This is a genomic window from Serratia nevei (assembly GCF_037948395.1).
Lineage (GTDB): Bacteria > Pseudomonadota > Gammaproteobacteria > Enterobacterales > Enterobacteriaceae > Serratia > Serratia nevei.
The window spans coordinates 1,913,663-1,936,899 of sequence record NZ_CP149940.1 but is presented as its reverse complement, the minus strand read 5'-3'; the positions used below and the strand labels follow the sequence as shown (position 1 = coordinate 1,936,899).

Below are 23,237 nucleotides of genomic sequence, written 5' to 3'. Positions count from 1 at the left end.
AATATGGACGCGCAAAACAAAGCATTGATACAGCTATCGAAACATACTTTCGTTTATCGCGGGTTCACGATTCAGAAGTGCCCGCGCCATAGCGAAACGAATCGCACGGCCTACCAGCTGGTTAGCAACGGGGATTACTTCGGTCGTGATTTCGCGCTGGCGGAAGCCATGCGCACCGTGGACAAGATGATCAACGGTAAGAGGCCAGCATGAGCGGCAACCCATTCTACGACGCAGCAAACGCCGTGATCGCTCAATACGACAAGCGCATGCAGTACATGAAACCAGCGCGCGCGGTCGGAGAATCGGCGAATGCTGTGCTCAATCTCGGACGTATCGCAGACGCCGCGCGCTATGCCGGCCACCCTGCTGCGAGCATCGTTATCGAGAACGCCGCGAAGTATTGGCAGTGCTACGGCAAAAAGCCGGCGACATTTTCAGAGGACACACCAGCATGAAACAGCCTTACCGCATTCTGATCAACACGCTGCTGCTGCAGTACCACACCAAAGCGACCAATCTGCACAGCGCTTCCGCTGTGGCGCCAGAGGTTCGCCAGGTATCACTGAACGATTACGCCTTCCGCCTGTGCATCGGCCTGACTGGCCTGTTGAGTACGGCAGAGGCTGCTGGCGATGGCCCGGCCGCCGCCGTTATCGATCACTTGATCATGCGCTGCAACAACGGCGATATTCCGCAACCTGAAATTTCAGCTTAGCCGGGTACACCCGGCCCTATCTGAGAGCGCATCTCAACCTTTAACGGTGGGTGATTGGCGTCACGGGATGCGCTCCCAGATAGGCAACAGTGTGAGGCTTTTATGAGCATGACAGTTGAGCAAATAAAATCCGGTGAGCGTTTCGTCAATAACGCCAAGTCATTACTGGCGCGCGCTAAAAACAAAAATCACACTGCCTGTTTTTATAACAAGCTGATGGCGAGTGAAAAAAAAGCCATTTGCACATTAGGTAATATTGATAGCCGCATAAAGTTAACGGCTCAACACATCGAAATGAAGTTCGAGGAAATGAGTTACGCAGAAAGGCGAGCCGTCTTCCGAGGAATAAAACTTCTACAAAAGTTAAATCGCGATATCCCGTCATTAATAAACATTACTGACTGCGATTAATTAAACCGCGTTGTTAAAAATAATGCCGCCTTCATGGTGGCGGGTTTCTTACACCCAGAAATCAGGAGGGGGATATGCAAGACGACGAATTACACAAAGCGTTTATGAATGCCCGCCGCTCTGAGCGGCTGCAACTGCTTGAGCTGTTGGAAAGCAAACTTGACCGACTGGCTGCGGATAACTTCACCCGCGACCAAGTATTAAACACGTTGAAGAACTGGATCAATATCCGCCGGTCTACCGACGCACCCAAAGTGGAGAAGCCTCAATGATGGCTTTCTGCTTCACTCTCGCCGCCATTTGGGCGGTTGTCGCATTTGGGTTGGTTGGCTGGGTTGCCTACCGCTATTGCAAATTCTGCCGCGCCTTTAATCGCGCGGCATCCGTTCCACCTGAATTACGTAATTACGATTAATTGAATCGGAGATATACCATGACACCACAACAGCAAGCACAGCAATGTTTAAATAGAAATTGCCTGGTTTTGGATACAGAAACCACGGGCCTCGATGATAAAGCCGAGATCATCGAGATAGCCGTAATTGACGCCACTGGCAAGGTACTGCTGAACACGCTGGTCAAGCCATCAAAACCTATTCCGGCAGAAGCTACCGCAATCCATGGAATCACTGATGAAATGGTAAAAGATGCCCCAACATGGCCGGAGGTCAACCCTCAGCTGTGCAGCTTAATCAGTGGAAAAACGATTGCGATTTACAATGCTGAATATGATCTCCGCTTGCTTGAACAGACAGATCGCATCTGGAAGGTAACGCCGAAAATTAGCGTAATGCCACAGATCGTATGTGCCATGCATGAATACGCCGAGTTTTACGGCCAGAAAAGCGACCGTGGCGGGTACAAGTGGCAAAAGCTGACAGCCGCCGCCGAACAGCAGGGTGTCATTATCGAAGGAACGCCGCATCGCGCCCTTTCTGACTGCCTGACAACTCTCGGCGTGATTGAGGCAATGGCAGCCGGAGGTGTTCGCCGCGCATCGCACGGATTAACGGCACAAAAAGCTGTCGATATCCTTAACGGGTTATTTCAGGTAGACCCAGATGCGATCACAGCTCTGGTTGATAATCGCGTTAAGTGCTCTGAATATTTCGCCAAAAAGACAGCGGCAACGGTAGGTATCTGCGACAGCACCTATATCATCGGCATGATTGGCGTCATCAATGCGCTGATTTCCCCTGAAGTGATAGCAGCAATTTATGATGGTAATGAACTGAAGGGTTTCGCTGTAGCTGATGTCGTTTTTGCAGGCGGTGACGCATGAACCGCACGGCGCTGAAGTGGCTCGGCAGCAAAGCCCGCATTATCGACACGCTGCGCCAGCACCTGCCGGAAGGTAAGCGCCTGGTTGAGCCGTTCGTCGGCTCCGGCGCGGTTTTTCTCAATACCGACTATGACAGCTATCTGCTGTGCGATATCAACAGCGATCTGATCAACTTCCACAACGTCGCCAAAAACCATCCCGAGGTGCTGATCCGCGAAGCGCGCCATCTGTTCAACGCACACCCAGATCAGGAGGGCTATTACGGCGTGCGCGCTGACTTCAATCTGCGCTGTGACAGCAATTTCATTTACCGTGCGGCGCAGTTTCTTTACCTGAACCGCCACGGCTTCAATGGTGTTTGCCGCTACAACCTGCGCGGCGAGTTTAATGTGCCGTTCGGTCATCGAAAAGCGCCCTACTTCCCAGAAGACGAGATCAGAGCCTTCGCGGAAAAGGCGCAGGCCAAGAAAGCCATTTTCCTGTGCTGCAGCTTCCCCGAGGCGATCAGGATGGCCCAGGCCGGCGATGTGATTTATTGCGATCCGCCGTACATTCCAGCCAGCGCATCCGCCAACTTTACCAGTTATCACACTGACGGCTTTACCAACGAGCAGCAGAGCAAGCTGGCTCGCATGCTTCGTATCGCCGCCAAGCTGGGCCGCCACGTCGTGGCCTCGAACAGCGAGACGGACGCAGCAAAAGCACTGTACGCCGATTTCGCTATCACCTCGATCACCGCCCGCCGCTCCGTCAGCGCCAAAGCTGCCAGCCGCGCAGACGCTGGCGAGATCATCGCAACTATGAGGGCTACAGCATGATTAAGGTAAGTGATCTCTTCGCTGGCCTGGGTGGTTCATCCACTGGTGCTGAAATGGCTGGCGCCAAGGTGGTTTGGGCTGGAAACCACTGGCCCGCCGCCGTCGAAGCCCATCAAGCGAATCATCCTGGCGCAATCCACGTTTGCCAAGACCTGCACCAGGCTGACTGGTCGCAGATGCCTAAGCACGATCTGATGATGGCCTCACCGTGCTGCCAGGGTCACAGCAAGGCACGCGGTAAGAAGGCTGGTAACCCGCAGCACGACGCCAGCCGCTCCACTGCGTGGGCGGTGGTATCTGCTGCCGAGTACCACAGAATGCCGAAAATCATCATCGAAAACGTGCCGGAGTTCCTCCAGTGGGGGCTATACCCAGCATGGGAAGCGGCGATGCAGGCGCTCGGCTATTCACTCGCACCGCATATCGTGGATTGTGCCGATCTCGGCGTTCCTCAAAACCGCGTGCGACTGTTCATTATCTGCACCCGCAGCAAAAATCCGCTGTTCCTCACATTACCCAAAATGCCGCATGTGCCAGCCAGCACCTTTATCGACTTCGACGCCGGCAAATGGCAACCGATTGAAAAGCCGGGGCGCGCAGTTGCAACGCTGGAGCGCGTTAAAAATGGCCGCGCACAATTCGGCGATCGGTTCCTTTTTAGCTACTACGGCAACACAAAAACAGGCCGCTCTCTTTCCCGTCCGATTGGCACGATCACCACGCGTGATCGCTGGGCAGTTGTCGACGGAGACCGCATGCGCATTTTGACCAGAGACGAAAACATGCTGGCGATGACATTCCCGGAGGACTACATCAAGCCGTCGTCGCACAAACTGTGCGTTCACATGGGAGGTAACGCCGTTCCACCAAAAGCCATGTGTGAAATTATCACTGCGCTGGAAGCACAAGCGTGAGTGAGGCACCACGCGGACGGCGCCAACCTTCCCCGCCGCTACCCTATCCGGGCAGCGGCGCGGTTGCTTTTGAATACGCGTACTCATGGAACGCCAAGCGCGATGCCATCGTCACCGAACGCGCCGACGAACCGGCATCGATCCAGTTATTCGGTGCCACCAATCACGCCGGCGAGCCGGTGCGCGTTCCCCTGTTCGATATCGCCGGTCAATCCCGCGTTGCCGATCCCGCGCCGCGTCGCCTGCGCCGGCGGCTGGCCGCTCTTCCCCAGTATGTCCGACGTTATTACACCCAGCGCCTGAACAGCCTCGAGCAAGGCAAAGGAATGAAGGCCGCCAACGGCTGGCTGGTCAATACCTTTGAGCGCCACGTCCTGCCGCGCATCGATGCAGTCAACGAACAGTACCAGATCGGCCAGGTGCCGCCGGCGCTGATCGCCTTCCGCGATGATTTCTTCCGCATCCCGTACAGCGGGAAAAAAGACCTCAAGCGCCTGGCGCACAGGCTGGCCGACTGCATGACGGGCGAGTTTGTTCGCCTCTGCGATTACTGGGCCGCCGCAGCTGACGATCTGGCCTTTGCCGTGATCTATGCCTATGGCCGCATCGGCTACTTAACCCAGCATCTGAATATGTTCGCTCCGGGCTGGCAGCAATATTGCAGCGGTCAGTTGAGCACGGAAGATGCAACGCGCGCCGTCGCGCGCCTCGAATCACCGGCATGGTGGTTGCGTCGTTTACGCCGCCTCCATGACCAGTGGCGCGAGCACCTCATGATCGCCGCGGGCTACGTCAGCGATAAGGCGACACCATACTGCAGCGATCCATGCCTGAAAGAATGGCATGCCCAGAAGAAAGCCAACCGCGAGTTTTTGAAGTCCCGGGAACTAGAAGACGTGGACACCGGCGAACGCGTTTCGCTGGTCGATAAGGTGGACGGCAGCGTCGCCAATCCGGCAGTGCGCCGCGCCGAGCTAATGAACCGCATGCGCGGCTTTGAAGATTTGGCGAAGGCCCGCGATCTTGCTGGCGAGTTTTACACCCTGACGGCGCCGTCGAAGTACCACGCGATGCAAAGCAAGACCGGACGCCGCAATAACAAATACCGCGGCGCCAGCCCGCGCGAAACCCAGCGCTATCTGTGCAAGGTATGGTCAAAGGTGCGCGCATCATGGAAGCGCGCCGGCATTCGCGTGTTCGGCTTCCGTGTCACCGAGCCGCACCACGACGAAACCCCGCACTGGCATTTGTTGCTGTTTCTCAAGCCGGAGCACATCGAAAAGGCACGCGACATATTCCGTCGCTACGCGCTGCAGGTAGATGGCGATGAGCCTGGCGCCGCCGAATACCGTTTTAAGGTAAAGCCAATGGATGAGCAATTCGGTTCCGCCACGGGCTACATCGCGAAATACATCTCGAAAAATATCGACGGGTACGCGCTGGACGGCGAGCGCGATCATGATACGGGTGAACTGTTGAAGGATATCGCCAAACGCGTCAACGCCTGGGCGTCGCGCTGGCGTATTCGTCAGTTTCAACAGATTGGCGGCGCCCCGGTCACGGTATACCGCGAGCTGCGCCGACTGCGTGATCGCGACTTGTTCCTACACCCGGAGATCTCGCCTGCGCACATCGCGGCAGATGCCGGCGACTGGGCCGGGTATACCGACGCCCAGGGCGGCCCGTTAGTCGAGCGTCGTCACATCCGCGTGCGCATCGGCTACGACATCACCGAGAACGGCAACGATTACGGCGACGACATCAGCAAGATCGCCGGCGTTTACTCGCCGTTCGCCAGGACGCAGCCGATGATTTACACCCGCCTGAACACCTACAAGATTGTCCCGGCCAGCGCCGATCCGGGTTTGGCCATTGACCTTCAGGCGGCAGCGCCGCCCCTCGGAGTTCTGTCAATAACTGTACGCGGGACGCAGCAGGAGGAAGACAGACAGGGCAGTAATTCCGGCCTTTTGCCCCCTGATATAGATGCAAATGGCTGTGCCAGCTGGCCGCCTAGGGGCGATTTTGAGGGGATGACGCGCCGAGAACGGCGGGCCTTCAACGAATACCTGATAGCAGAAGCGAAAAAAACGCGAAGCAAGCAGCCCGCGCAGCACCAACGTGCCGAAAAATCGTCGCAGCATCTCGAGCGGCTAACCGATTTCGCGGCTTCGATCGGCCTGGAACTGACCGAGCTGGAAGCGAAAAAGCTGGCCGGCGGTGATGAGTTGTCGCTGAACGGCAAGCGCTGGCGGGCTGGCGCCGATGGAACCATCCGCGAGGCGCCGGCGAGCTACGCGGAAAAACGCAGCGCCATCATGAGCCGAGTGTTTGAACTGAAAAAGCATCGAGCACAGCCATAAACGGCGATGTTGGCCGGCAGTCATAGACGCATTTATCTGTTCTGGCCATAAGCGACATAGACAAAAACAGCTGCGCTGCAGCACCGTCATTTACAACTATGGGGTACCGACAATGGGATATTTGGGGAGCAAGGCGGCGAGCGGCGCTTATCAAGCGATCATTAGCCAGATGCCGCCACACGACACCTACATCGAAACGCACCTCGGCGGCGGCGCCATTATGCTGCGTAAACCGCCGGCGGCCCGCACGATCGGATGGGATATCGATCCGGAAACCGTTGAAGCATTTTGCCAGGGAAACCCGGACTATCTGGATGAACAGGCCGATCGTCTTATGATTGAGATCGGCGACGCGGTTAAGCTGCTGCGCGCCGTTCCTTTTGAAAAATACGGACGTACGCTGATCTACGTCGACCCGCCTTACCTTCCTGAAACCCGAACCAGCCGCGCGCGGTATCGTCACGAGTATACCGTCGACGATCACCGCCGCCTGATCGACGTGCTGCGTACCGTGCCCGCCAACGTCATGATCTCCGGCTATCCGTCCGCGCTCTATGACGAGTTGCTCGGCGACTGGCGTAGCATCCAATTTCAAGTGATGACTCGCGGCGGCCCGCGCACCGAGCAGCTATGGATGAACTTTGCCGAAGGGAACGCCTACAGCCACGCCTTTGCCGGCGCGAACTACATCGATCGCCAACGAATCAAGCGTAAGGCGGAACGCTGGGCACGAAACTACAGCGCCCTGCCTGCTGCCGAGCGCGCAGCGATCATGGCCGCATTATTAGAAACGCATCAAGAACCGTAATAAGGGGGATTTATGCCACATGAACTACATCGTCACCACATTCCAGAACCAGATCATCACAGCGACCACGCCAAAAAGATGGCCGGTATCACCAGCCGCCTACAAAACGTCATGCTGACCGCGAACATCACCGCAGATGAATTAGTTGGGTGTGCCCGCATCGTGAGGAAAAATCACGAACTATTTGAAGGAATGGGAGAAAAAGAGCAACGCCAATCCCCTGCACCATCAGAAACCGGTGAAATCAAAGAGTACTTTTGCAGCTTTTGTGGAAAGAGTAATCATCAAGTTAACAGGATGATAGCTGGCCCGCGGGTATACATCTGCAATGAATGTGTCGATCTTTGCGAGGATATCATCAGTGATTTTAGAACAAGCTAATAAAGTGACTTCACAACTTGACTTCACATTATCAAACCATCAAAATGACTTCATAAAGTGACTTCATAAAGTGACTTCACGGACTGCGACATGAAAGAACAAGTTTCAGCGTTAAGGAAGCGGCAAAAAAACACGTTAGAACAGATATTTAAAACACCTGTTCTCTCTGGGATAAAATGGTCAGATGTGGAATCACTGATAAAGGCGCTGGGTGGCGAAGTCAAAGAGGGCCGCGGTTCACGTTGCAAGTTCCTGCTTAATGGCAGCATCGCCAACTTTCACCGCCCCCACCCATCGCCGGACACGGACAAAGGCGCGGTGGTCAACCTCCGCGAATGGCTGGAAAGCATAGGAGTTAAGCCATGACGAAGACAACAGCAGCAACCCCAAACACCATGGAGATCGCCGGGCAACCGGCGGTAATCAGCTTTGTGCCAGAGCTGGGCGCATTTCGCGGTAAATTCCTCGGCCTGTCCGGTTACTGCGATTTCGTTTCCGACAGCATCCAGGGGCTTAAAAAAGAGGGCGAGATCTCTTTACGCGAATATCTGGACGATTGCAGCACCGCCGGCATCGAGCCATACGCGCGCCAGGAGAAAATCAAGACGTTCACCTTGCGCTACCCAGAATCGTTCGGCGAACGGCTGAATCAGGCCGCGGCAGAACATGAGGTTTCGGTCAATGCTTTCATCGTTGAAACCCTCAATGAACGCATGAAACATGCATGAGTTTTGAATTATGCAGCGTATGCTCGTCCCTGAGCGTCAGCTATTTGAAGTGACAAAAAAGTAACAGTAAGTGGCCAAATATGACCAACAAAGCAAAAGTAAATCGGAAAATGTGCATTTGAATTCACTCATCTAACTTGGCATGTTAACGTTTACAGGATGCTAGAGAAGAAGCTATAGGACAAAGCTCATTAACAATGAGCTTTTCAATACATGGAATGAAATTTTTAAATTATGATACACAGCAGATGGTTTACACGTTTAGCCGGCGTAATATCCGTTGCCTCAGTCTCGACAGGATTCACTAAATGGCCTGATATTATGTTCATATCAAGCTGCGTGATGATTGTCATTTGGCTCCATGCTGAGTGGAACTGGTTTAGGCAACAGTGAAAATAGAATAAAGACCGCCAATAGTGTTAATCGATAACACAATTGGCGGTCTTTTTTTAATCCAGTTAACTGCAAAATTGCGCACAATTTTGCACAATAATTCGATCTACCCCATTGCGAACCTGCGCCAGTACTGGCGCAGGTTCGATCTACTTTGGATCTTGCACAAAAAAGAGGGTGTGAGGCGCGCAGGCGAGGCGGGGGAGTAAGCGCGCGCTTTGGGGTATGGGAAGGGGGTCGTGTGTTGCCTGAATGGGCCGCTGTGAGGCTCTCGCCGTCGTGGTGCTAATGAGGTGATGAACAGGCGTTAACGCGCCAGCGGCCCGCATAGCGCGGCTGGCGGTGGGGAACGGTTCGAAGTGATGGGCGTGGCGCGTGATGGGGCTACTTGTCGGGGGATGGCCGCCATAGACAGCGGCGGCCGTGCTGCAGCGCGGGGGTTACTCTACATCGAGCAGTGCATACGGGTTGAAGCGGATCACCTCCTCCCCCATCCAGTCGTTGACGTGCTTCATGGCTTCCATGATGGGCGTCAGCTCGTTGATTGCGAACACCCGCGCCGCCTTCTCCACGTCGCCGAAGGTGCCGTTACCTTCCGGCATGGCGCCCATCAGCTGCGGCGGCACGCGGTGCGCGGCGAGGATATCGTCACGCGTGGCGGACTTGACGCCCAGGAATTCATCCTTGGCCGAGATCTGGCTGAACGGCAGGATCTGCACTGAGTCCTTACCGCCGTTCGGCGCGTGCAGCAGGATGTTTTTGAATGCCCCGCCGCGGCGCGTGTCGGTCAGCGTCTTCTTGAGCTTGTCGAGGCTCTCCTGATCGGCGATGGCGCTGTTGACGTAGACGATGCAGCCGGCATGGCTGCCGTTGTCGTAGTACAGCTTGCGGAACGTGTCGGCCGAGTGCGAAAGGTTCGCGGACAGCAGGCCCGCGAAGTATTCCGGCATGCCGTAGATCTCCTGGTGAATGTCCGGGTTGATCACGTGGCAGACGGCGCCGGTAGGAAACTGATAATCATCAAACCCCGCCTGGATAAACCAGTAGGTGTCCAGGTCAGAGCCGCGGCGGGTGTACTTCGCCAGCGTGTTGTGCAGTGCCAGCGGCCCGCCTAACACGTTGCGGCGCAGCTCCAGATAGGCATTGCCGAACACCACCCAATCCATGGCGAAGGCCGAGAACGCCTGGCGCGACAGCAGCTTGTGCGGGATGAAGCAACCGGCCAGCACGTTACGTTTGAATATCAGCGCCGACTGGTGCCAGCTGGCGTGGCCGAACTGACGCGCCAGCCCGTACCAGCTGATCGGCGTGTCGTAGTAGCGGCCGTTGTCGGCGCAGTACATCGAGTCGAGCAGATCGTAGGACGAGCTGACCGGCCAGGGGCCGTCGAATGAGAAGGTACTCAGGCCAGGGAGTTTTTGCAGCTCGGTCGCCAGATCAAGCTGCGTGTCTGCGGCGGGCTGCTGGCGCTGCCGCGGTGATTTTCGTTTGCTCACGTTAATACTCCATAACCGTCATTGTGCTGCCGCCATCTTGTCCCAGCGGCTCGTTGATAATGGCCAGCATCGTCGCCCAGGCAAGGTCGCCATGGCTGACGCCGCGGCTGCGGTCGGTGTCATAGGTGATCACCCCGCCAGGCGTTACCACTTTGCGCACCGCGCTGAATGCCGTGATCAGGTCACGCTCCCCGCGGTCGAACTCCCAGCGACCGCCGCGAACCAGCTGCTGCATCTTCAATACCAGCATGCGCTTGCTGGCCGGGTTGAACTGGTAGCAGACCGCCGCCGGGAACTTCTTCTTCACCAACTGCCAGACCGCCTCACCAATCCCCTGCCCGTCAATGCCGATATGCTGCACGTTGTAGCGATCCAGCATGCCAATGATCAGATTGGCCTGCGCCTCGAACTCCATGCCGCGGATGCGCTGCGTCTCGATGGTGCGGAATTTGCCGCCGGCGACCAGCGGCACGGCGTTGACGGAGATCGCCCCGCTGTCACCTTTCCCGCTGGCGCCGTTCGGGTCGTAACCAATCCAGACAGGCCGATCGGCCAGCGGCCGCATGGCGTAGGGTTTCCAGTCGAGCCAGTCGTCATAACCATCGGCGCCGCAGGTCAGCAGCATGTTGTAGTCAAAGGCCGATTCACCGTTGCGGATAAACTGGCAGCCGTAGAGGTTGTCGTATTCCTCCGGGCTGTTCTCGTCGCGGATTTCATCGATATCTGTCAAATCCCAGCCGTGATCGATGGCGTCCTGCAACGTGACGATCTGGCGCCAGATCTTGTCAGGGCACATCAGCCCGCTGTTCAGCGTCTTCCAGGACGTGTCGAACTCCACGCGACTACTGCTGGCGCGCCCCTTGTTGAACGCCTCCCCTGTCCAAAACGGGTACGCTTCATGGCTTTCCGCCGATGGCGTGGAGAAGTAGGTACGCGTCAGCCCTTTCAGCGTCGCCATGGCGCCGGCGACTTTTTTCAGGTTGGCGAACTGGCCCACCCAGAAAAACTCGTCAAAGAACAGGTTGCCGGTGTAGGACTGCGCCGTCGCTGCAGACGTGCCGAGGAAGTGCAGCTCGGCGCCGTTGAAAAGCTGGATCATGTCGCCGCCCTTCAGCTCGACGTCGACCTCCGCCGCGGCGGAACGAATGAAGCTGCGGAACTGGTACGCCTGCCGGCGGCTGGCCGACAGAAAGATCTGGTTGAGCTGGTGCTTGTACTTCACATCGTCAGATAACGCGCGTATCAGCGCCTCGCGTGCAAAATACCAGGTCGCCCCCACCTGGCGACTCTTCAGGATCATCCGGTTGCGGTGGTGGTGATTGTCATACCAGCCTTGCTGGTGCCAGTGCAGCGACCCCAGGATGTTCTGCCGCAGCTGCGCGATCTGCGACTCAGAGAAGAAGTTTTGCTTCTTGCGCACCTTCTTTTTCGGCTGGGTGGCCGGCGTGCCGTTGTCCAGCTTCTTCAGCTGGCGCGTCAGCAGGTCGATTTCCTTGAAGTCGCCGCCGCTCTTCTTGTCCTTGCCGGTCAGCTGCACCAGGCGCGCATCAATCGAGGTGGTGACGCGCTGGATCGGTGGCGTTTCATCCCATTCGTCGCGCTTCTTCCAGGCGTAAACCGTGTTCTGATTGATACCCATCAGGCGCGCGATTTCCGCCGGCGGGTAGCCCTGCCAGTAAAGCTGTCGTGCGCGGTGCCTAGTGAATGTTTCCTGAACCGTCATTGTCTCCCCCATGTCCTGCCGGGGAGGTTAACCCGCGCGCGCGGGGGCTTTCTCGCGGTGCCGGCTGTCGCCGTTCTCCGACAACAACAACGCGTTGAGACGGGGCCGGGCGCCCTGCCATCATCACCGGGAACTCAACAGAATCGTGAGCAAGCAGACATGGCAAGCACAACGAGCACCCGTAAGAAATTCCGCGTTATGACCTCCGGCGTCACTATCGACGGCCGTCAGGTCACCCGCGATCAGATCCATGCGATGGCGGCGTCGTATAACCCGGCGGTGTATGGCGCCCGCGTCAATATCGAGCACTACCTTTCCCCGTTCCCTGACAGCACCTTCTGCGCCATGGGTGACGTGATGGCCCTATCCGCCGAAGACATTTCCGACGGCCCGCTGACTGGCGAAGCTGCGTTGTACGCAGAGATCGAGCCTACGGCACGCATGAAGACCATGACCGACGACGGGAAGAAGATTTATTCCAGCGTCGAGATCCATCCAAAGTTTTCACTGACCAACGGCCCGTACCTGGTCGGTCTGGCGATGACCGACACCCCGGCCAGTCTGGGCACTGACAAGCTGAAATTCGCCGCCGAGAAGCGCGGGGAGATCATGCGGTTCAACACCGCAGATGCCGAGCCGACGATGTTCACCGCCGCTTTCGAAGCTGAGTTGATGCAGGCAGACCAGTCGCGCTCAACCACCGGCAACGAGTGGTTCTCCCGCGTCATGGGCATCCTCGGCAAGGGCAAGAAAACCGACGATGAACGCTTCAGCCAGGTGCATCAGGCGGTAGAGGCCGTGGCGCAGTCGCAGGCCGATTTAACCGACCAGTTCAGCGCCACCGCGCAGGAAAGCGCCAGCAACACGCAGGCCATCGCGAAGTTGACCGCTGACCTGGCTGCGATGCAGCAGAAGGTTGAAACCACGGACGGCAACTTCAGCCGTCGCCCGCCGGCCGGCGGTGGTGGTAACGCGCAGTTGGCTGACTACTAAGCCAGCGCCTGACCGATATTCACTACAAGAGAAACGAACATGGAAAACATTACCCGCGAGCTGTTCGACCAGTACATCAGCCGGCAGGCCCAGCTAAACCGCGTATCGCCGGCCGCCGTCGCGGCAAAATTCGCTGTCGATCCGACGGTGCAGCAGAAGCTGGAAGCCGCCGCGCAGGAAAGCGACTCTTTCCTGAGCAAGATTAACGTCTTCGGCGTGACCCAACAGATCGGCCAGAAAGTACTGATCGGCAGCAACGCCCCGCTGGCCGGTGTGAACAACAGCACCACCACGCGCCGCAACCCGGCCGATAACAGCAAAATGGAGCCGTTCAACTACACCTGCCGCAAGGTCAACTATGACTACAGCCTGCGTTACGAGCAGTTGGATATCTGGGCGCATCAGCCTGATTTCCAGCCTCTAATCAGCAAAGCAATGGCACGCCAGATGTCGCTTGACCGCATCATGATCGGCTTCAACGGCACAAACTATGCCGATCCATCCAACCGCGCCGCTAACCCGCTGTTGCAGGACTGCGGCATCGGCTGGCTGGAAAAAATTCGCACAGAAGCCCCACACCGCATGATTTCCGGTGTGACCGTGACGGCTCGTGATGACGACAACAAGATCATCGCCAAAGGCACCTACGGCAACCTGACGTCAGCAGTTTATGACGCCAAAAACAGCCTGATGGAAGAATGGCACAAGCGTAACCCGGATAACGTGGTGATCCTGGCCGGTGACCTGCTGACCAGTAGCAATTTCCCGGCGATCAACGCCATGAGCCAGACCAACCCGAACACCGAAATGTTGGCCGGTCAGCTCATTGTTGCGCAGGAGCGCGTCGGGAACATGCCGACCTTCATCGCGCCGTACTTCCCGGTGAACGGCATCCTGATCACGCCGTTTAAAAACCTGTCGGTGTACTACCAGCGCGGGAGCCTGCGCCGCAGCATCAAGGAAGAGCCGGAGTACAACCGCGTCGCGACTTACCAGTCGTCGAACGATGACTTCGTGGTCGAGGACTACGGCAACGTCGCCTTTATCGACGGCATCACCTTCGCGCAGCCTGAGAACGGCGGTTAATCACCCGGGCGGGCACCTGCCCGCCCCCTTTGGGGACAGGACAATGCTGACACCGGCACAACGACATTTTCAGCGCGTGATGGCGGAACGCCACGGTAAGACCGAGGAGTTCACAGAAGCCGCCCGCACCGCACATGAACAAATCCTTCACCGCCTGCGCATGGATCAGAGTGCACTCAAACGCGTGCAGTCCGACCAGGCGAAAGCGGAGATGAAAAAGCAGCTGCTTCCGCACTATGAAGGCTGGATCGAAGGCACGCTCGACGGCAACAGCGGCCGGCAGGACGAGGTCATCGTCACCCTGATGATCTGGGCGATTGACGCCGGCGATTATCCGCTCGCGGTGCGTATCGGCCGCTATGTCATCGAGCACAACCTCGCGATGCCTGACCAGTTCCGCCGCACGGCCGCGACGGCACTCGTGGAAGAGCTTTGCGATCCCATTCTTGTACAGGTCAAGGCCGACGAGAGTACCGATTTGACCGCACACCTGCAGGTGCTGGACGAGCTCGCGCAAATCGTCGATGGCAAGGATATGCCTGACGTCGTGCTCGCCAAACTGTTCAAGGTGCGCGGCTTTGCCTTGCGCGGTGGCGATGATTCCGCCCAGGCGAAGGCGCTGGAACTGCTGCGCCAGGCGCTGAAACTGGACGCCAACGCCGGCGTGAAAAAAGCGATCGAGAGCCTGGCACGCCAGGTCAAGAAGGCCAGCCAGACTACCGACGGCGCAGGCGATAACGATGCCGACACATCCGGCACCGCGGCAACGACCGACGCTGCAGCAGCATCAAAAACGACTGTACCGGCCACCCAGCGCCGGCAGCGCAGCAGCACCGCGCGTAAGCCATCAGCCGCTAAAAAACCCGCCGGCAAGGGCGCCGGTAAGAAAACCAAGCAGGACGCCACCGAATAAAACGACTTGCGCCCCGTGCGCTGGCGGCGCGGGCGGAGATCTGCAGCGCTTCGCGTGTGCTTTTCCCCGTCCGCTCACCGCCACCTTTTGAGGAGATTGGGCCATGAGCCTTGTTGCCGGGCGTACCGTCACCCCCGCCGCTGACGATGTGCCAGATACCGACGATGGCGGCGAGACCATCACCGCCGGCCCCTTCTGGCCCGCGATTGCGCTCAAAGACGTGCGCCTTGAGATGCGCATCACCGGCGCGGTGACCACTACCCGCTTAAAACAGGCCGCGATTGAGGCGACAGGCCATGTGATCGACCAACTGACGGGCTGGCAAGCGAGCCAACTGAAGGCCGGCTTCACGTCGCTGGAGACCGTGCCAGCCCGCCAAATCAACGACGTGAGCGTGAAGATCCACCGCTACCGCCGCGCGGTATTCAGCATCACACGCGCGCTGCTGATCGAAAACTATCGCGACGTCGACACCACCGGCGACGCCGGCGAGAAACGCGCCGCCGGGTTGACGCTGCAGGCGGCAGATCTGTGGCGGGATGCCCGCTGGGCTATCGCCGATATTCGCGACGAAGTGCGCAATTTTGCGGAGGCATTTTAGTGAAGGTGCAAGCAATGCAGGGCGACACGCTGGATCTGCTGTGCCAGCGACACTACGGCACCACGCAAGGCGTGACCGAAATCGTGTTGGCCGCCAATCCTGGGATCGCCGAACAGATATTTTTGACTGCCGGCCAGGTGGTCGAGCTGCCGGAAATCGAACGTTCAACCCAACAGGAGACGGTGCAGCTATGGACGTAATCGACCGCCTCTGGAGCTGGGTGATCTACTCCTATTCCACCGTGCTGATGGGCATCGGCATGATGACGCAGCGCGAATGGCTGGCGACAGGCGGGCTGGTGATCGGCCTTATCGCCGCGGCGCTGGGCGAAATCCACCGCCGCCGGGTAGCGCGCAGCCAGGCGACCACCAACGCCCTGCTGGCGCAGCTGGTTGACGCGGTGCGCAGCGATGCCGAGAACCGGCAGGATGTGAAGGCGCTTATCAGCGAGTTGAAAGGGGGCCACCGGTGAGACGAAAAAGCGTTATCGCCTGCAGCGTGGCCGCCATTGTGGCGCTGGCCGGTGCCCTTTGGCCCGAGAAGGTTCGCACCAGCCAGGCGGCACAGTTAAAAATGGCGAAGTATGAGGACTGCCGCAAGACGCCCTACTACTGCCCCGCCGGGGTGCTGACCATCGGCATGGGCTCAACGACCCGCGTCGAGGATCGGCAGTACTCGGAAACGGAGATCGCCGAGCGTTGGGTAAACGACCTGGTACGCGCGGAAAAGTGTATCAACAGCAACTTTAACGGTGCCGCCGCCCCGCAATTCGTGTTTGAAGCGCTGACTGACGTCAGTTTCAACGTGGGTTGCACCGGGATCAGTTGGTTCACCGATCGCCAGGGCAAAAAGCAGCGCACCACGCTGTGGAAATACGCGCAGGGGGGCAACTGGCCCGGCGTATGCCAGCGCCTGACCGACTTTGTGAACTCCGACGGCAAACGCCTGCAAGGGCTGGTTAACCGCCGCGAAGAGTTCAAAGCCTGGTGCCTGTCTGACCCGGCACTCAGGGGCGCCGAATGAAAGCGGCCGCAGTATTGATCCTGCTGTTTCTGACGGCGCTGGCCGGGATGGGATGGCAGAAGCATCAGCGGGAACTGGCCGAACAGCGCCGCGATATTGCCGAGCGCGCCGTCAAGCAAACCGGGGATGTGCTGGCCGAAGTGCGCGCCCTGCGTGCCGACGTCGGCGAGATTGAGGCCGGAATGAAGAAGCTGAGCGAGAAGCGCGGCACCAATGGAGAGCAACGACGTGAAACCATCAAGACTGCGCTGGACGGCGAAACGTGTGCCGTTACTCCTGTGCCTGCTGCTGTCGCTGACAGCCTGCAAAAACGCGCCGCGGAAGTCCGCGCCGCAGATTATTCAGGAGCCTTTGCCGGCCAGCCTGACGGCAAACACTGATGTACCTGCAGCACCGTCACCGATGACTTACGGCAGCCTGGCGCCCTGGGCGGATCGGCTGCTGGATGCGCTGGACACCTGCAACGCCGACAAGGCGGCCATACGAGAACTCGAACTACGGCGTATCGCCCGGGGGATGAAGTGAAAAAAGCCGAACTGCTGCGCGACGCGCTGATCGCGGACTGCGACTGGTGCAAGGCCAATCCTGAACTGTTCACGGTATGGGTGGAAAAAGGCCATATCGAGATCCAGGCCACCGGCGAAAGCTCGTTCATGTACGTGTACCCGATCCAGGTGCTGGCAATGGACTTTTCCGGTCAACTGGATGACCTCATGCTGCCGCTGCTGGCGTGGATTTGGGAGAACCAGCCCGACCTGCTGCTGAACCCGGACAGCAACAAAAAGATTGAGTTTGACGCCGATATCGTGAGCGACGACAGCGCCGACATTCTGCTGAAGGTGCCGGTATGGGAACGCGTGATGGTCACTATCGAGAACGGCAAGCCCGTCGCGCAGCACCTTGCGGAAGACAAGCCCCGCATCAACGGCGGCGACTGGCAAATCGTGTTCGATCCTGATAGTGGCGGGGAGCTGGTGCCATGACCGATACCGCGCTATTTCATGAACTGGATCAGGTGTTCGCCGATATTCTCGGCGGTATGTCTCCCGCCGGGCGTATACGCACCGCGCGCGAGGTCGGCCGCATGCTGCGCCAGAGCCAGTCGCGGCGCATTGCACGCCAGGAAAACCCGGACGGCTCAAAATTCGAGAGGCGCCGCCGCAAGGTGCTGCGCTCGCAGGCCGGGATTGGCTTTATCTGGAACGGCGAAACCCGTCGCCTGAAAAACTGGCGGGCAACCAAGAGCAGCCGCGGCCGCATGCTGACCGGTTTCGATGAAGGCCGCGGCGCCGTCCGCTCCTTCTATCGCGAGGATATCGAGCATTACCTCGATATCAACTTCAGCCAGACGCGCAAGGACACCACCAAGACCGATCCGATGTTTCGCCGGTTGCGCACCGCGCGCTTCCTGAAGGCGCGCGCCGATGCCGGCGGCGCCACCGTCGGTTTTACCGGCGTTGCGGGCCGTATTGCGCGCACGCACCAGTACGGCCTGCGCGACAGGGTGAACAAGTCCGGCGCGATGGCGTCCTACCCACGCCGCGAGGTGCTGGGGATCACCAAAGCCGACCGCATGGCGATCGCCCGTTCGGTCATTGACTCGCTGGGAGTGAAATAGTGGACGCGGCCGAACTCATTCGCCTGCTGGAAAACGTGATCCGCATCGGCGTGGTCACTGAAATCGACGAAGACGCCTGGCGCGTGCGCGTTGCCAGCGGCGAGCTGGATTGCACCTGGTTGCGCTGGAATGCGCAGCGCGCCGGCGCATTCAACATCTGGATGCCGCCATCCATCGGCGAGCAGGTCTGGCTGGTGTGCATCGGCGGCAACCCGGATACGGCCATTATCGGCGGCAGCCTGTACAGCAACGATCACCCCGCCCCCGGCGGCTCGCGTAACGAGATGGTGATCACCGCCCCGGACGGCGCCAAATTCCGTTATGACGCCGACGCCGGCGCGCTGGAAGTCAGCGGCATCAAAACAGCCAAATTAACGGCCGAGGTCAAAGTGATCCTGGATTCGCCCGTCGTCGAATGCACCAACCTGCTGAAGACCCGGCAATTCGACGTCAGCGAAGGCGGCGAGATGCACGGTGATTTCAATCACACCGGCGGCGCCTTCGTGTCGAACGGCGTGAAGGTCGACAATCACGGCCACGGCGGCGTGCAGCGCGGTGGCGACTGGACGGAGGGCACCCGATGAGCGAGAAGTACCGCGGCATGAATAACAGCGGCACCGGCACGCTGACCGATGCGGATCACGTCTGGCAGTCAGCCAATGACATTCTGCTGACGCCCATCGGTTCGCGCATCATGCGCCGTAATTACGGCTCGCTTGTGCCCGATTTGCTCGACAGCCCGCAGAACGACGTCACCCGCCTGCAGCTCATGAGCGCGACCGTGATCGCGCTGGCGGCATGGGAGCCGCGTCTTGCGCTGGACACCATCAACATCAGCTATTCACCCACCGGCGCCGTCACGGCCGAGATGTCCGGCATGCTGACGGAAAGCATGGAGAAAAGCACCGGGACGATTGAGTTAAGGAGCCACAACGATGCCAACGATTGACCTGTCGCAGTTGCCATCGCCGCAGATCATCGAGCCGCTCGACTTCGAGACGATCCTCGTTGACGTCAAGGCGGTGATGATTGCCGCATTTCCTGCTGACCAGCAGGCATCGGTTGCCGCCGCCCTGTCGCTGGAGTCCGAGCCGCTCAACGTGATCGCCCAGGCGATGGCCTACCGCGAATTGCTGTTGCGCAGGCGAATCAACGAGGGGGCTGCCGCCTGCATGCTGAGCCACGCCGAAGGCACCGACCTGGACAACTTGGCCGCCAACCTCGACACCGAACGCCTGACGATCACCCCGGAGACGGACACGTCCGACGCAGTAATGGAGAGTGACGAAGCCCTGCGCCTGCGCGCGCAATCCGCGTTCGAGGGCATGAGCGTGGCCGGCCCGTCGGCGGCGTATGAATATTTTGCCCGCAGCGCCAGCGGCAAGGTTGCCGACGCAAGGGCAACCAGCCCGGCGCCGGCGGAGGTGGTGATCGCCATTCTGTCGACCGATGGTGACGGCACCGCCTCGCCCGAACTGCTGGCCGCCGTGACGGCCGCGGTTAACGATGAAGAAGTCAGACCGCTGGGCGACCGCGTGACAGTTCGCAGCGCGGATATCGTCGACTATTCGATTGATGCCGAGCTGTTCCTGTATCCGGGGCCGGAGTCGGAGCCCATCATCAACGCCGCCATGGCGTCGCTGCGTGGCTTTTTGGCCGACAACGACAAGAAGATCGGGCGTGACGTTGCCAGGTCGGCGATCTCCGCCTCACTGCATGTGCAGGGGGTGCAACGTGTGGTGCTGCGTTCGCCGGCAACTGACCTGCAGATCTCCGACACGCAAGCCGCACGCAACATTGGCTATGCAGTAGAGAACGGCGGGACGGATGAATAACACCCTGCTCCCCCCGTCCGCCGGCGCCTGGATGCGCCACACCGAAACGGTCACTGCACGGTTGTCGGCGATCACCGTCGCGCTGCGCACGCTGTGGACGCCGACTGCCTGCCCGGTTGAGTTGTTGCCATATCTCGCCTGGGCGCTATCGGTCGACCGCTGGGACAAGAACTGGCCGGCAGAGAAAAAGATAGCGGCGATCCAGCAATCCTACTGGCAGCACCGCCGCAAGGGCACCCGCGCCGCGGTGCGGCGGGTGATTGAGAGCATGGGGTTTTCGGCCACCTTTGCCGAATGGTTCGACACCGGCGATCGGCCGGGCACCTTTCGGCTTGAGGTCGACGTCAACGAAGTCGGACTAACTGAAAAAACGCTGGCCGAATTAAATCGCCTGGTGGCGGATGCCAAGCCGGTCAGCCGACACCTTGCGCAAATGAACATCGCGACAAAGGTTAGCGGTTTTATCTATTCCGCCGTCACGGTACATGACGGCGATATCGTCACTGTTTACCCGGCCGACTACGAGCCGGACGACAGCGTTAAATACAACGGCATTCCGCGTTTCGGCAGCGGATACCATTACTCCGGGGAATCAAATGGCTGACTTACAAGAGGAAGCGAAGTGGGAAGAATCGATCTACCAAATCAAGCGCGGTGATGACGTCTCCGGCGGGCGAAATGGTGTGGCGAATATCCAGGCTCGGCAGTTAGCAAACCGCACTGCATCACTCAAAAACGACGTGGATAAACTCAACACGTCCGTGATGAGCGATGCCAAGATTTACGACAGTGTCGACGAGGCGCAGGCGGCGATCAACGCCGGCACCGAAACCCGTCGGCTGTTCTCTGTTAACTCCCCCATTACCAATTATTGGGTTGAGCAATACGAGAATGTGAACGGCATCGCCACCCCGACCGGCAAGAAAATTGTCACTGCGGCATTCGTTGAAGCGGTCGAGCTGCTGGCGTCAACAACCGACAAGCGCACGCGGGGCTTGCTGACCATGCCGCGCACAAGAAAGCCGGTCGATTTTGTCAGTCGCCAAGGGGCGAGCATGTTCTCGATAAATGAGAACAGTGAAAAAGAGATGCCCGGTAAAACCTTCTCCGACTACATGAATATCTTACGCGAGCTGATTATCGGGCCGTCGGCATTGCGCCGCGCCCGTCCTGGGTATCTGTTTAATCTGGTCACGGGCGGCAAGCGCCTGCTGGCCGTGCGTGATGATGGCGCCGGCACACTTGAATATCGCGGCATACCGTTAGAAACGCATATTGGGCTGTTGCAGAACACCCTGGGCGGGTTCGGGGATTCGATATCCGACAACGGCCGCAATCCCGCCGACGCGGGCAAGCCCCGCGGCTGGACGTATAACGCGCGCTCCTGGCAGATGTGGGCGTCACTGTTCAGTAATGGCAGGATAAAATACGTCGGCCAGTGGGCGACCGGCGGTTATACCACTGCGGACATGATCCGCGATCACCTCAAACCCGCCATTGCAAAGAAGCCGCGCTTTATTACGTTTCTCGGCGGTCGTAATGATGTGATCCAGAAAAACAGCGACGGCAGTTTTAAATTCTCGATTGCTGTAATCACCAGTAATGTCAAATACATCCTGACCGAATTCAGGAAGAACGGGATTATTCCGGTCGTATGCAGCATGGCGGCACAAAATAATAGCGACCCGGCGCTTAAAAGCCGCGAGAACGCCATCAATGCGTTTTTGCGGGCTTATGCCAGCCAGCAGGGCTACCCGTTCGTAGATATGCGAGCCGCCACCGTTGACCCGGCAACTGACGGCTGGAAAGAAGGCTATAACGGCGTGCTGGAGAACGGCCAGCCGGATCCCTCTCACCCGGTCGCGCTGGGCGCTTATCACATGGGTAAAGCGCTGGCGTCGGCGCTGGAACCCTACACCATGCCGATCTACCCACAGCTGGCGATTGCCAATCCCGCGACCCAGGACGGGCCAAACGCCATCGTTAACCCCCTGTTTCTGGATAACGCCGCCGGCGCGCCGGTCGGCTGGGTGGTGATGACCGGCAGTATCGCTATTTCGACAGATCCCGCCGTTATCGGCAATGTGCTTACCGTCATCGGAACAGGGACGACCATCGCGCGCGTCTCGCAGACGGTAACGGTATCACCGGGCGAGGTGCGCACATTCAGCTTCAGGATGAAGACCGACGTTACGGATAAAAATTCAACGGCCTGTTATCTCGAAGCCAATGACGCCAATAAAACAAATCTGGCCGGGATCAGGACGTGGAATCACTCAACGGACGGATTCATGACATTTAGCTATGACGTCATCGTCCCCGCAGATGTCACGGAAATAAACGTCATTATCGCGGCCAATGCGGCAACGATCAGCGTCGGACAGATGGGCTTATTAAAACGGGAGGCAGTATGATTATTATTTGTGATGGCGTTGTTAATGCCGGTGATTTGGAATTGGCAGAGCCTGAAATGCTGCTAAATGACGATGCCAGCGTAGCAACCTACAGCATGCAGGATAAATATGACTCCAGCGGCAACGCACGCGATCTGGTAACTGAAAACGAGTTTACCAAGCGCGGCATGATCACCGTTGCTGACGCCGCGCATGGCGCTGACACGGGCATCATTGAGACGGACGAAATGACGTTCGCACTGTGCATCAACATAAACAAGCCCGACGTCAGCGGCCGCCTGTTCTCAAACTTCTATCCAGGCGTCGCACCCTTCTCAGGTATTCAGCTGCGCATCGAGCCAAACGGTGCACTGATTTTGCAAATTGCAACCGGTGATGTGACCAACGGCCAAACGGGAACCCTGGCACTGACCTCGGTCGAAAACGGGGGCGCTGTTGGAGGATGGACGCGCTTTACCGTGACGGTTTCAAAGACGGAGGCTTCAATCACCCGCGCCGGCGGCGATCGTCGTTCAGCACCGATCACAAAACGCAATAAATCGACCCGGCCGATTATCCTTAACGGCTCGCCCAGCCCAGAGCAGAACATGGGATTACCCGGCATCATGGGCGCATTCGCCGTTTATAACCGCGTCTTGACTGCCGAGGAGCAAGCCGAAAAGCGCGACATGCTGAAAACCATCATGAGCTTGCGCGGCGAGTTCGTTAACTAACGGTGG

Annotated in this window: 31 protein-coding genes and 1 pseudogene; 30 read left to right on the top strand and 2 right to left on the bottom strand. The window is 58.4% G+C overall.

Going from position 1 to position 23,237, the window contains the following annotated elements; genetic code table 11:
• Positions 1-3: 3 nt before the first annotated feature.
• The 13 genes and pseudogenes from V8N38_RS09190 to V8N38_RS09130 all read left to right on the top strand — a co-directional run bounded on the left by V8N38_RS09190 (position 4) and on the right by V8N38_RS09130 (position 8,423).
• On the top strand, positions 4-213 hold the full coding sequence (locus tag V8N38_RS09190) for a DUF4761 family protein (RefSeq protein WP_060436647.1): 210 nt from the start codon (positions 4-6) through the stop codon (positions 211-213).
• Entirely contained in the window at positions 210-458 is a 249-nt protein-coding gene (locus V8N38_RS09185; RefSeq protein ID WP_149505972.1) for a hypothetical protein, read from the top strand. The genes V8N38_RS09190 and V8N38_RS09185 overlap by 4 nt, the downstream gene beginning before the upstream one ends.
• The gene (locus V8N38_RS09180) at positions 455-718 is read left to right on the top strand and encodes a hypothetical protein (protein WP_149505973.1); all 264 of its coding nucleotides are present in this window, start codon (positions 455-457) and stop codon (positions 716-718) included. The genes V8N38_RS09185 and V8N38_RS09180 overlap by 4 nt, the downstream gene beginning before the upstream one ends.
• Positions 719-820: 102 nt before the next feature.
• Positions 821-1,129 (top strand): hypothetical protein, encoded by a 309-nt coding sequence (locus tag V8N38_RS09175; RefSeq protein ID WP_060447354.1) that lies wholly within the window; start codon positions 821-823, stop codon positions 1,127-1,129.
• A 74-nt stretch (positions 1,130-1,203) separates the two neighbouring features.
• Entirely contained in the window at positions 1,204-1,401 is a 198-nt protein-coding gene (locus tag V8N38_RS09170) for a hypothetical protein (protein WP_149505974.1), read from the top strand.
• Between the two features lie 161 nt (positions 1,402-1,562).
• Entirely contained in the window at positions 1,563-2,411 is an 849-nt protein-coding gene (locus V8N38_RS09165) for a 3'-5' exonuclease (protein WP_149505975.1), read from the top strand.
• A complete protein-coding gene (locus V8N38_RS09160; RefSeq protein ID WP_149505976.1) occupies positions 2,408-3,229 on the top strand; it encodes a Dam family site-specific DNA-(adenine-N6)-methyltransferase in 822 nt (273 codons plus the stop codon). Before V8N38_RS09165 ends, V8N38_RS09160 begins: the two co-directional genes overlap by 4 nt.
• On the top strand, positions 3,226-4,143 hold the full coding sequence (locus V8N38_RS09155; protein WP_149505977.1) for a DNA cytosine methyltransferase: 918 nt from the start codon (positions 3,226-3,228) through the stop codon (positions 4,141-4,143). Before V8N38_RS09160 ends, V8N38_RS09155 begins: the two co-directional genes overlap by 4 nt.
• Positions 4,140-6,506, top strand: coding sequence for a replication endonuclease (locus V8N38_RS09150; protein WP_308375727.1), 2,367 nt, complete (start codon positions 4,140-4,142; stop codon positions 6,504-6,506). Before V8N38_RS09155 ends, V8N38_RS09150 begins: the two co-directional genes overlap by 4 nt.
• 112 nt (positions 6,507-6,618) lie before the next feature.
• A complete protein-coding gene (locus tag V8N38_RS09145) occupies positions 6,619-7,314 on the top strand; it encodes a DNA adenine methylase (RefSeq protein ID WP_149505979.1) in 696 nt (231 codons plus the stop codon).
• A gap of 192 nt (positions 7,315-7,506) precedes the next feature.
• Positions 7,507-7,680, top strand: a pseudogene (locus tag V8N38_RS09140) (ClpX C4-type zinc finger protein); the annotation flags it as partial.
• 105 nt (positions 7,681-7,785) lie between these two features.
• The gene (locus V8N38_RS09135; RefSeq protein ID WP_049197967.1) at positions 7,786-8,061 is read left to right on the top strand and encodes a type II toxin-antitoxin system HicA family toxin; all 276 of its coding nucleotides are present in this window, start codon (positions 7,786-7,788) and stop codon (positions 8,059-8,061) included.
• Positions 8,058-8,423: a type II toxin-antitoxin system HicB family antitoxin gene (locus V8N38_RS09130; RefSeq protein WP_149505980.1), complete on the top strand. Its 366-nt coding sequence runs from the start codon at positions 8,058-8,060 to the stop codon at positions 8,421-8,423. Before V8N38_RS09135 ends, V8N38_RS09130 begins: the two co-directional genes overlap by 4 nt.
• A gap of 833 nt (positions 8,424-9,256) precedes the next feature.
• On the opposite strand, the gene V8N38_RS09125 is transcribed toward V8N38_RS09130, so the two are convergent.
• Both V8N38_RS09125 and V8N38_RS09120 read right to left on the bottom strand, forming a co-directional pair.
• Positions 9,257-10,312, bottom strand: a complete 1,056-nt coding sequence (locus V8N38_RS09125; protein WP_149505981.1) for a phage portal protein — start codon at positions 10,310-10,312, stop codon at positions 9,257-9,259.
• A gap of 1 nt (position 10,313) precedes the next feature.
• Positions 10,314-12,035, bottom strand: coding sequence for a terminase large subunit domain-containing protein (locus V8N38_RS09120; RefSeq protein ID WP_033640706.1), 1,722 nt, complete (start codon positions 12,033-12,035; stop codon positions 10,314-10,316).
• A 159-nt stretch (positions 12,036-12,194) separates the two neighbouring features.
• Between V8N38_RS09120 and V8N38_RS09115 the strand changes: the two genes are divergently transcribed.
• The 17 genes from V8N38_RS09115 to V8N38_RS09035 all read left to right on the top strand — a co-directional run bounded on the left by V8N38_RS09115 (position 12,195) and on the right by V8N38_RS09035 (position 23,231).
• Entirely contained in the window at positions 12,195-13,028 is an 834-nt protein-coding gene (locus V8N38_RS09115) for a GPO family capsid scaffolding protein (RefSeq protein ID WP_308375726.1), read from the top strand.
• 39 nt (positions 13,029-13,067) lie between these two features.
• The gene (locus V8N38_RS09110; RefSeq protein WP_308375724.1) at positions 13,068-14,114 is read left to right on the top strand and encodes a phage major capsid protein, P2 family; all 1,047 of its coding nucleotides are present in this window, start codon (positions 13,068-13,070) and stop codon (positions 14,112-14,114) included.
• A 43-nt stretch (positions 14,115-14,157) separates the two neighbouring features.
• Complete coding sequence (gpM, locus tag V8N38_RS09105; RefSeq protein WP_149505997.1) at positions 14,158-15,027, top strand: phage terminase small subunit; 870 nt, start codon at positions 14,158-14,160, stop codon at positions 15,025-15,027.
• Between the two features lie 103 nt (positions 15,028-15,130).
• Positions 15,131-15,628, top strand: a complete 498-nt coding sequence (locus V8N38_RS09100) for a head completion/stabilization protein (protein ID WP_149505996.1) — start codon at positions 15,131-15,133, stop codon at positions 15,626-15,628.
• Complete coding sequence (locus V8N38_RS09095) at positions 15,628-15,828, top strand: tail protein X (protein ID WP_033640714.1); 201 nt, start codon at positions 15,628-15,630, stop codon at positions 15,826-15,828. The genes V8N38_RS09100 and V8N38_RS09095 overlap by 1 nt, the downstream gene beginning before the upstream one ends.
• The gene (locus V8N38_RS09090) at positions 15,819-16,100 is read left to right on the top strand and encodes a hypothetical protein (RefSeq protein ID WP_049200211.1); all 282 of its coding nucleotides are present in this window, start codon (positions 15,819-15,821) and stop codon (positions 16,098-16,100) included. The genes V8N38_RS09095 and V8N38_RS09090 overlap by 10 nt, the downstream gene beginning before the upstream one ends.
• Complete coding sequence (locus V8N38_RS09085; RefSeq protein ID WP_149505995.1) at positions 16,097-16,651, top strand: lysozyme; 555 nt, start codon at positions 16,097-16,099, stop codon at positions 16,649-16,651. The genes V8N38_RS09090 and V8N38_RS09085 overlap by 4 nt, the downstream gene beginning before the upstream one ends.
• Positions 16,648-17,031, top strand: a complete 384-nt coding sequence (locus V8N38_RS09080; protein WP_149505994.1) for a DUF2570 domain-containing protein — start codon at positions 16,648-16,650, stop codon at positions 17,029-17,031. The genes V8N38_RS09085 and V8N38_RS09080 overlap by 4 nt, the downstream gene beginning before the upstream one ends.
• 22 nt (positions 17,032-17,053) lie before the next feature.
• Entirely contained in the window at positions 17,054-17,176 is a 123-nt protein-coding gene (locus V8N38_RS09075) for a hypothetical protein (protein WP_255612211.1), read from the top strand.
• Positions 17,173-17,634: a phage tail protein gene (locus V8N38_RS09070; protein WP_149505993.1), complete on the top strand. Its 462-nt coding sequence runs from the start codon at positions 17,173-17,175 to the stop codon at positions 17,632-17,634. The genes V8N38_RS09075 and V8N38_RS09070 overlap by 4 nt, the downstream gene beginning before the upstream one ends.
• Positions 17,631-18,269: a phage virion morphogenesis protein gene (locus V8N38_RS09065; protein ID WP_149505992.1), complete on the top strand. Its 639-nt coding sequence runs from the start codon at positions 17,631-17,633 to the stop codon at positions 18,267-18,269. The genes V8N38_RS09070 and V8N38_RS09065 overlap by 4 nt, the downstream gene beginning before the upstream one ends.
• Positions 18,269-18,853 carry a phage baseplate assembly protein V gene (locus tag V8N38_RS09060; RefSeq protein WP_149505991.1) on the top strand — a complete coding sequence of 195 codons (585 nt, stop codon included), beginning with the start codon at positions 18,269-18,271 and terminating at the stop codon, positions 18,851-18,853. Before V8N38_RS09065 ends, V8N38_RS09060 begins: the two co-directional genes overlap by 1 nt.
• The gene (locus V8N38_RS09055; protein ID WP_149505990.1) at positions 18,850-19,218 is read left to right on the top strand and encodes a GPW/gp25 family protein; all 369 of its coding nucleotides are present in this window, start codon (positions 18,850-18,852) and stop codon (positions 19,216-19,218) included. Before V8N38_RS09060 ends, V8N38_RS09055 begins: the two co-directional genes overlap by 4 nt.
• Complete coding sequence (locus V8N38_RS09050; RefSeq protein WP_149505989.1) at positions 19,205-20,104, top strand: baseplate J/gp47 family protein; 900 nt, start codon at positions 19,205-19,207, stop codon at positions 20,102-20,104. Before V8N38_RS09055 ends, V8N38_RS09050 begins: the two co-directional genes overlap by 14 nt.
• Complete coding sequence (locus tag V8N38_RS09045; protein ID WP_149505988.1) at positions 20,097-20,708, top strand: phage tail protein I; 612 nt, start codon at positions 20,097-20,099, stop codon at positions 20,706-20,708. The genes V8N38_RS09050 and V8N38_RS09045 overlap by 8 nt, the downstream gene beginning before the upstream one ends.
• Complete coding sequence (locus tag V8N38_RS09040) at positions 20,701-22,518, top strand: GDSL-type esterase/lipase family protein (protein ID WP_244952245.1); 1,818 nt, start codon at positions 20,701-20,703, stop codon at positions 22,516-22,518. Before V8N38_RS09045 ends, V8N38_RS09040 begins: the two co-directional genes overlap by 8 nt.
• Complete coding sequence (locus V8N38_RS09035) at positions 22,515-23,231, top strand: LamG-like jellyroll fold domain-containing protein (RefSeq protein WP_149505987.1); 717 nt, start codon at positions 22,515-22,517, stop codon at positions 23,229-23,231. Before V8N38_RS09040 ends, V8N38_RS09035 begins: the two co-directional genes overlap by 4 nt.
• Positions 23,232-23,237 lie beyond the last annotated feature (6 nt).

Excerpts from the sequence above, each read along its gene's own strand:
- V8N38_RS09190 (WP_060436647.1), top strand. The coding sequence starts at position 4 with ATGGACGCGCAAAACAAAGCATTGATACAGCTATCGAAACATACTTTC.
- V8N38_RS09185 (WP_149505972.1), top strand. The coding sequence starts at position 210 with ATGAGCGGCAACCCATTCTACGACGCAGCAAACGCCGTGATCGCTCAA.
- V8N38_RS09180 (WP_149505973.1), top strand. The coding sequence starts at position 455 with ATGAAACAGCCTTACCGCATTCTGATCAACACGCTGCTGCTGCAGTAC.
- V8N38_RS09175 (WP_060447354.1), top strand. The coding sequence starts at position 821 with ATGAGCATGACAGTTGAGCAAATAAAATCCGGTGAGCGTTTCGTCAAT.
- V8N38_RS09170 (WP_149505974.1), top strand. The coding sequence starts at position 1,204 with ATGCAAGACGACGAATTACACAAAGCGTTTATGAATGCCCGCCGCTCT.
- V8N38_RS09165 (WP_149505975.1), top strand. The coding sequence starts at position 1,563 with ATGACACCACAACAGCAAGCACAGCAATGTTTAAATAGAAATTGCCTG.
- V8N38_RS09160 (WP_149505976.1), top strand. The coding sequence starts at position 2,408 with ATGAACCGCACGGCGCTGAAGTGGCTCGGCAGCAAAGCCCGCATTATC.
- V8N38_RS09155 (WP_149505977.1), top strand. The coding sequence starts at position 3,226 with ATGATTAAGGTAAGTGATCTCTTCGCTGGCCTGGGTGGTTCATCCACT.
- V8N38_RS09145 (WP_149505979.1), top strand. The coding sequence starts at position 6,619 with ATGGGATATTTGGGGAGCAAGGCGGCGAGCGGCGCTTATCAAGCGATC.
- V8N38_RS09135 (WP_049197967.1), top strand. The coding sequence starts at position 7,786 with ATGAAAGAACAAGTTTCAGCGTTAAGGAAGCGGCAAAAAAACACGTTA.
- V8N38_RS09130 (WP_149505980.1), top strand. The coding sequence starts at position 8,058 with ATGACGAAGACAACAGCAGCAACCCCAAACACCATGGAGATCGCCGGG.
- V8N38_RS09120 (WP_033640706.1), bottom strand. The coding sequence starts at position 12,035 with ATGACGGTTCAGGAAACATTCACTAGGCACCGCGCACGACAGCTTTAC.
- V8N38_RS09115 (WP_308375726.1), top strand. The coding sequence starts at position 12,195 with ATGGCAAGCACAACGAGCACCCGTAAGAAATTCCGCGTTATGACCTCC.
- V8N38_RS09110 (WP_308375724.1), top strand. The coding sequence starts at position 13,068 with ATGGAAAACATTACCCGCGAGCTGTTCGACCAGTACATCAGCCGGCAG.
- gpM (WP_149505997.1), top strand. The coding sequence starts at position 14,158 with ATGCTGACACCGGCACAACGACATTTTCAGCGCGTGATGGCGGAACGC.
- V8N38_RS09100 (WP_149505996.1), top strand. The coding sequence starts at position 15,131 with ATGAGCCTTGTTGCCGGGCGTACCGTCACCCCCGCCGCTGACGATGTG.
- V8N38_RS09090 (WP_049200211.1), top strand. The coding sequence starts at position 15,819 with ATGGACGTAATCGACCGCCTCTGGAGCTGGGTGATCTACTCCTATTCC.
- V8N38_RS09080 (WP_149505994.1), top strand. The coding sequence starts at position 16,648 with ATGAAAGCGGCCGCAGTATTGATCCTGCTGTTTCTGACGGCGCTGGCC.
- V8N38_RS09075 (WP_255612211.1), top strand. The coding sequence starts at position 17,054 with ATGACTTACGGCAGCCTGGCGCCCTGGGCGGATCGGCTGCTGGATGCG.
- V8N38_RS09065 (WP_149505992.1), top strand. The coding sequence starts at position 17,631 with ATGACCGATACCGCGCTATTTCATGAACTGGATCAGGTGTTCGCCGAT.
- V8N38_RS09055 (WP_149505990.1), top strand. The coding sequence starts at position 18,850 with ATGAGCGAGAAGTACCGCGGCATGAATAACAGCGGCACCGGCACGCTG.
- V8N38_RS09050 (WP_149505989.1), top strand. The coding sequence starts at position 19,205 with ATGCCAACGATTGACCTGTCGCAGTTGCCATCGCCGCAGATCATCGAG.
- V8N38_RS09045 (WP_149505988.1), top strand. The coding sequence starts at position 20,097 with ATGAATAACACCCTGCTCCCCCCGTCCGCCGGCGCCTGGATGCGCCAC.
- V8N38_RS09040 (WP_244952245.1), top strand. The coding sequence starts at position 20,701 with ATGGCTGACTTACAAGAGGAAGCGAAGTGGGAAGAATCGATCTACCAA.
- V8N38_RS09035 (WP_149505987.1), top strand. The coding sequence starts at position 22,515 with ATGATTATTATTTGTGATGGCGTTGTTAATGCCGGTGATTTGGAATTG.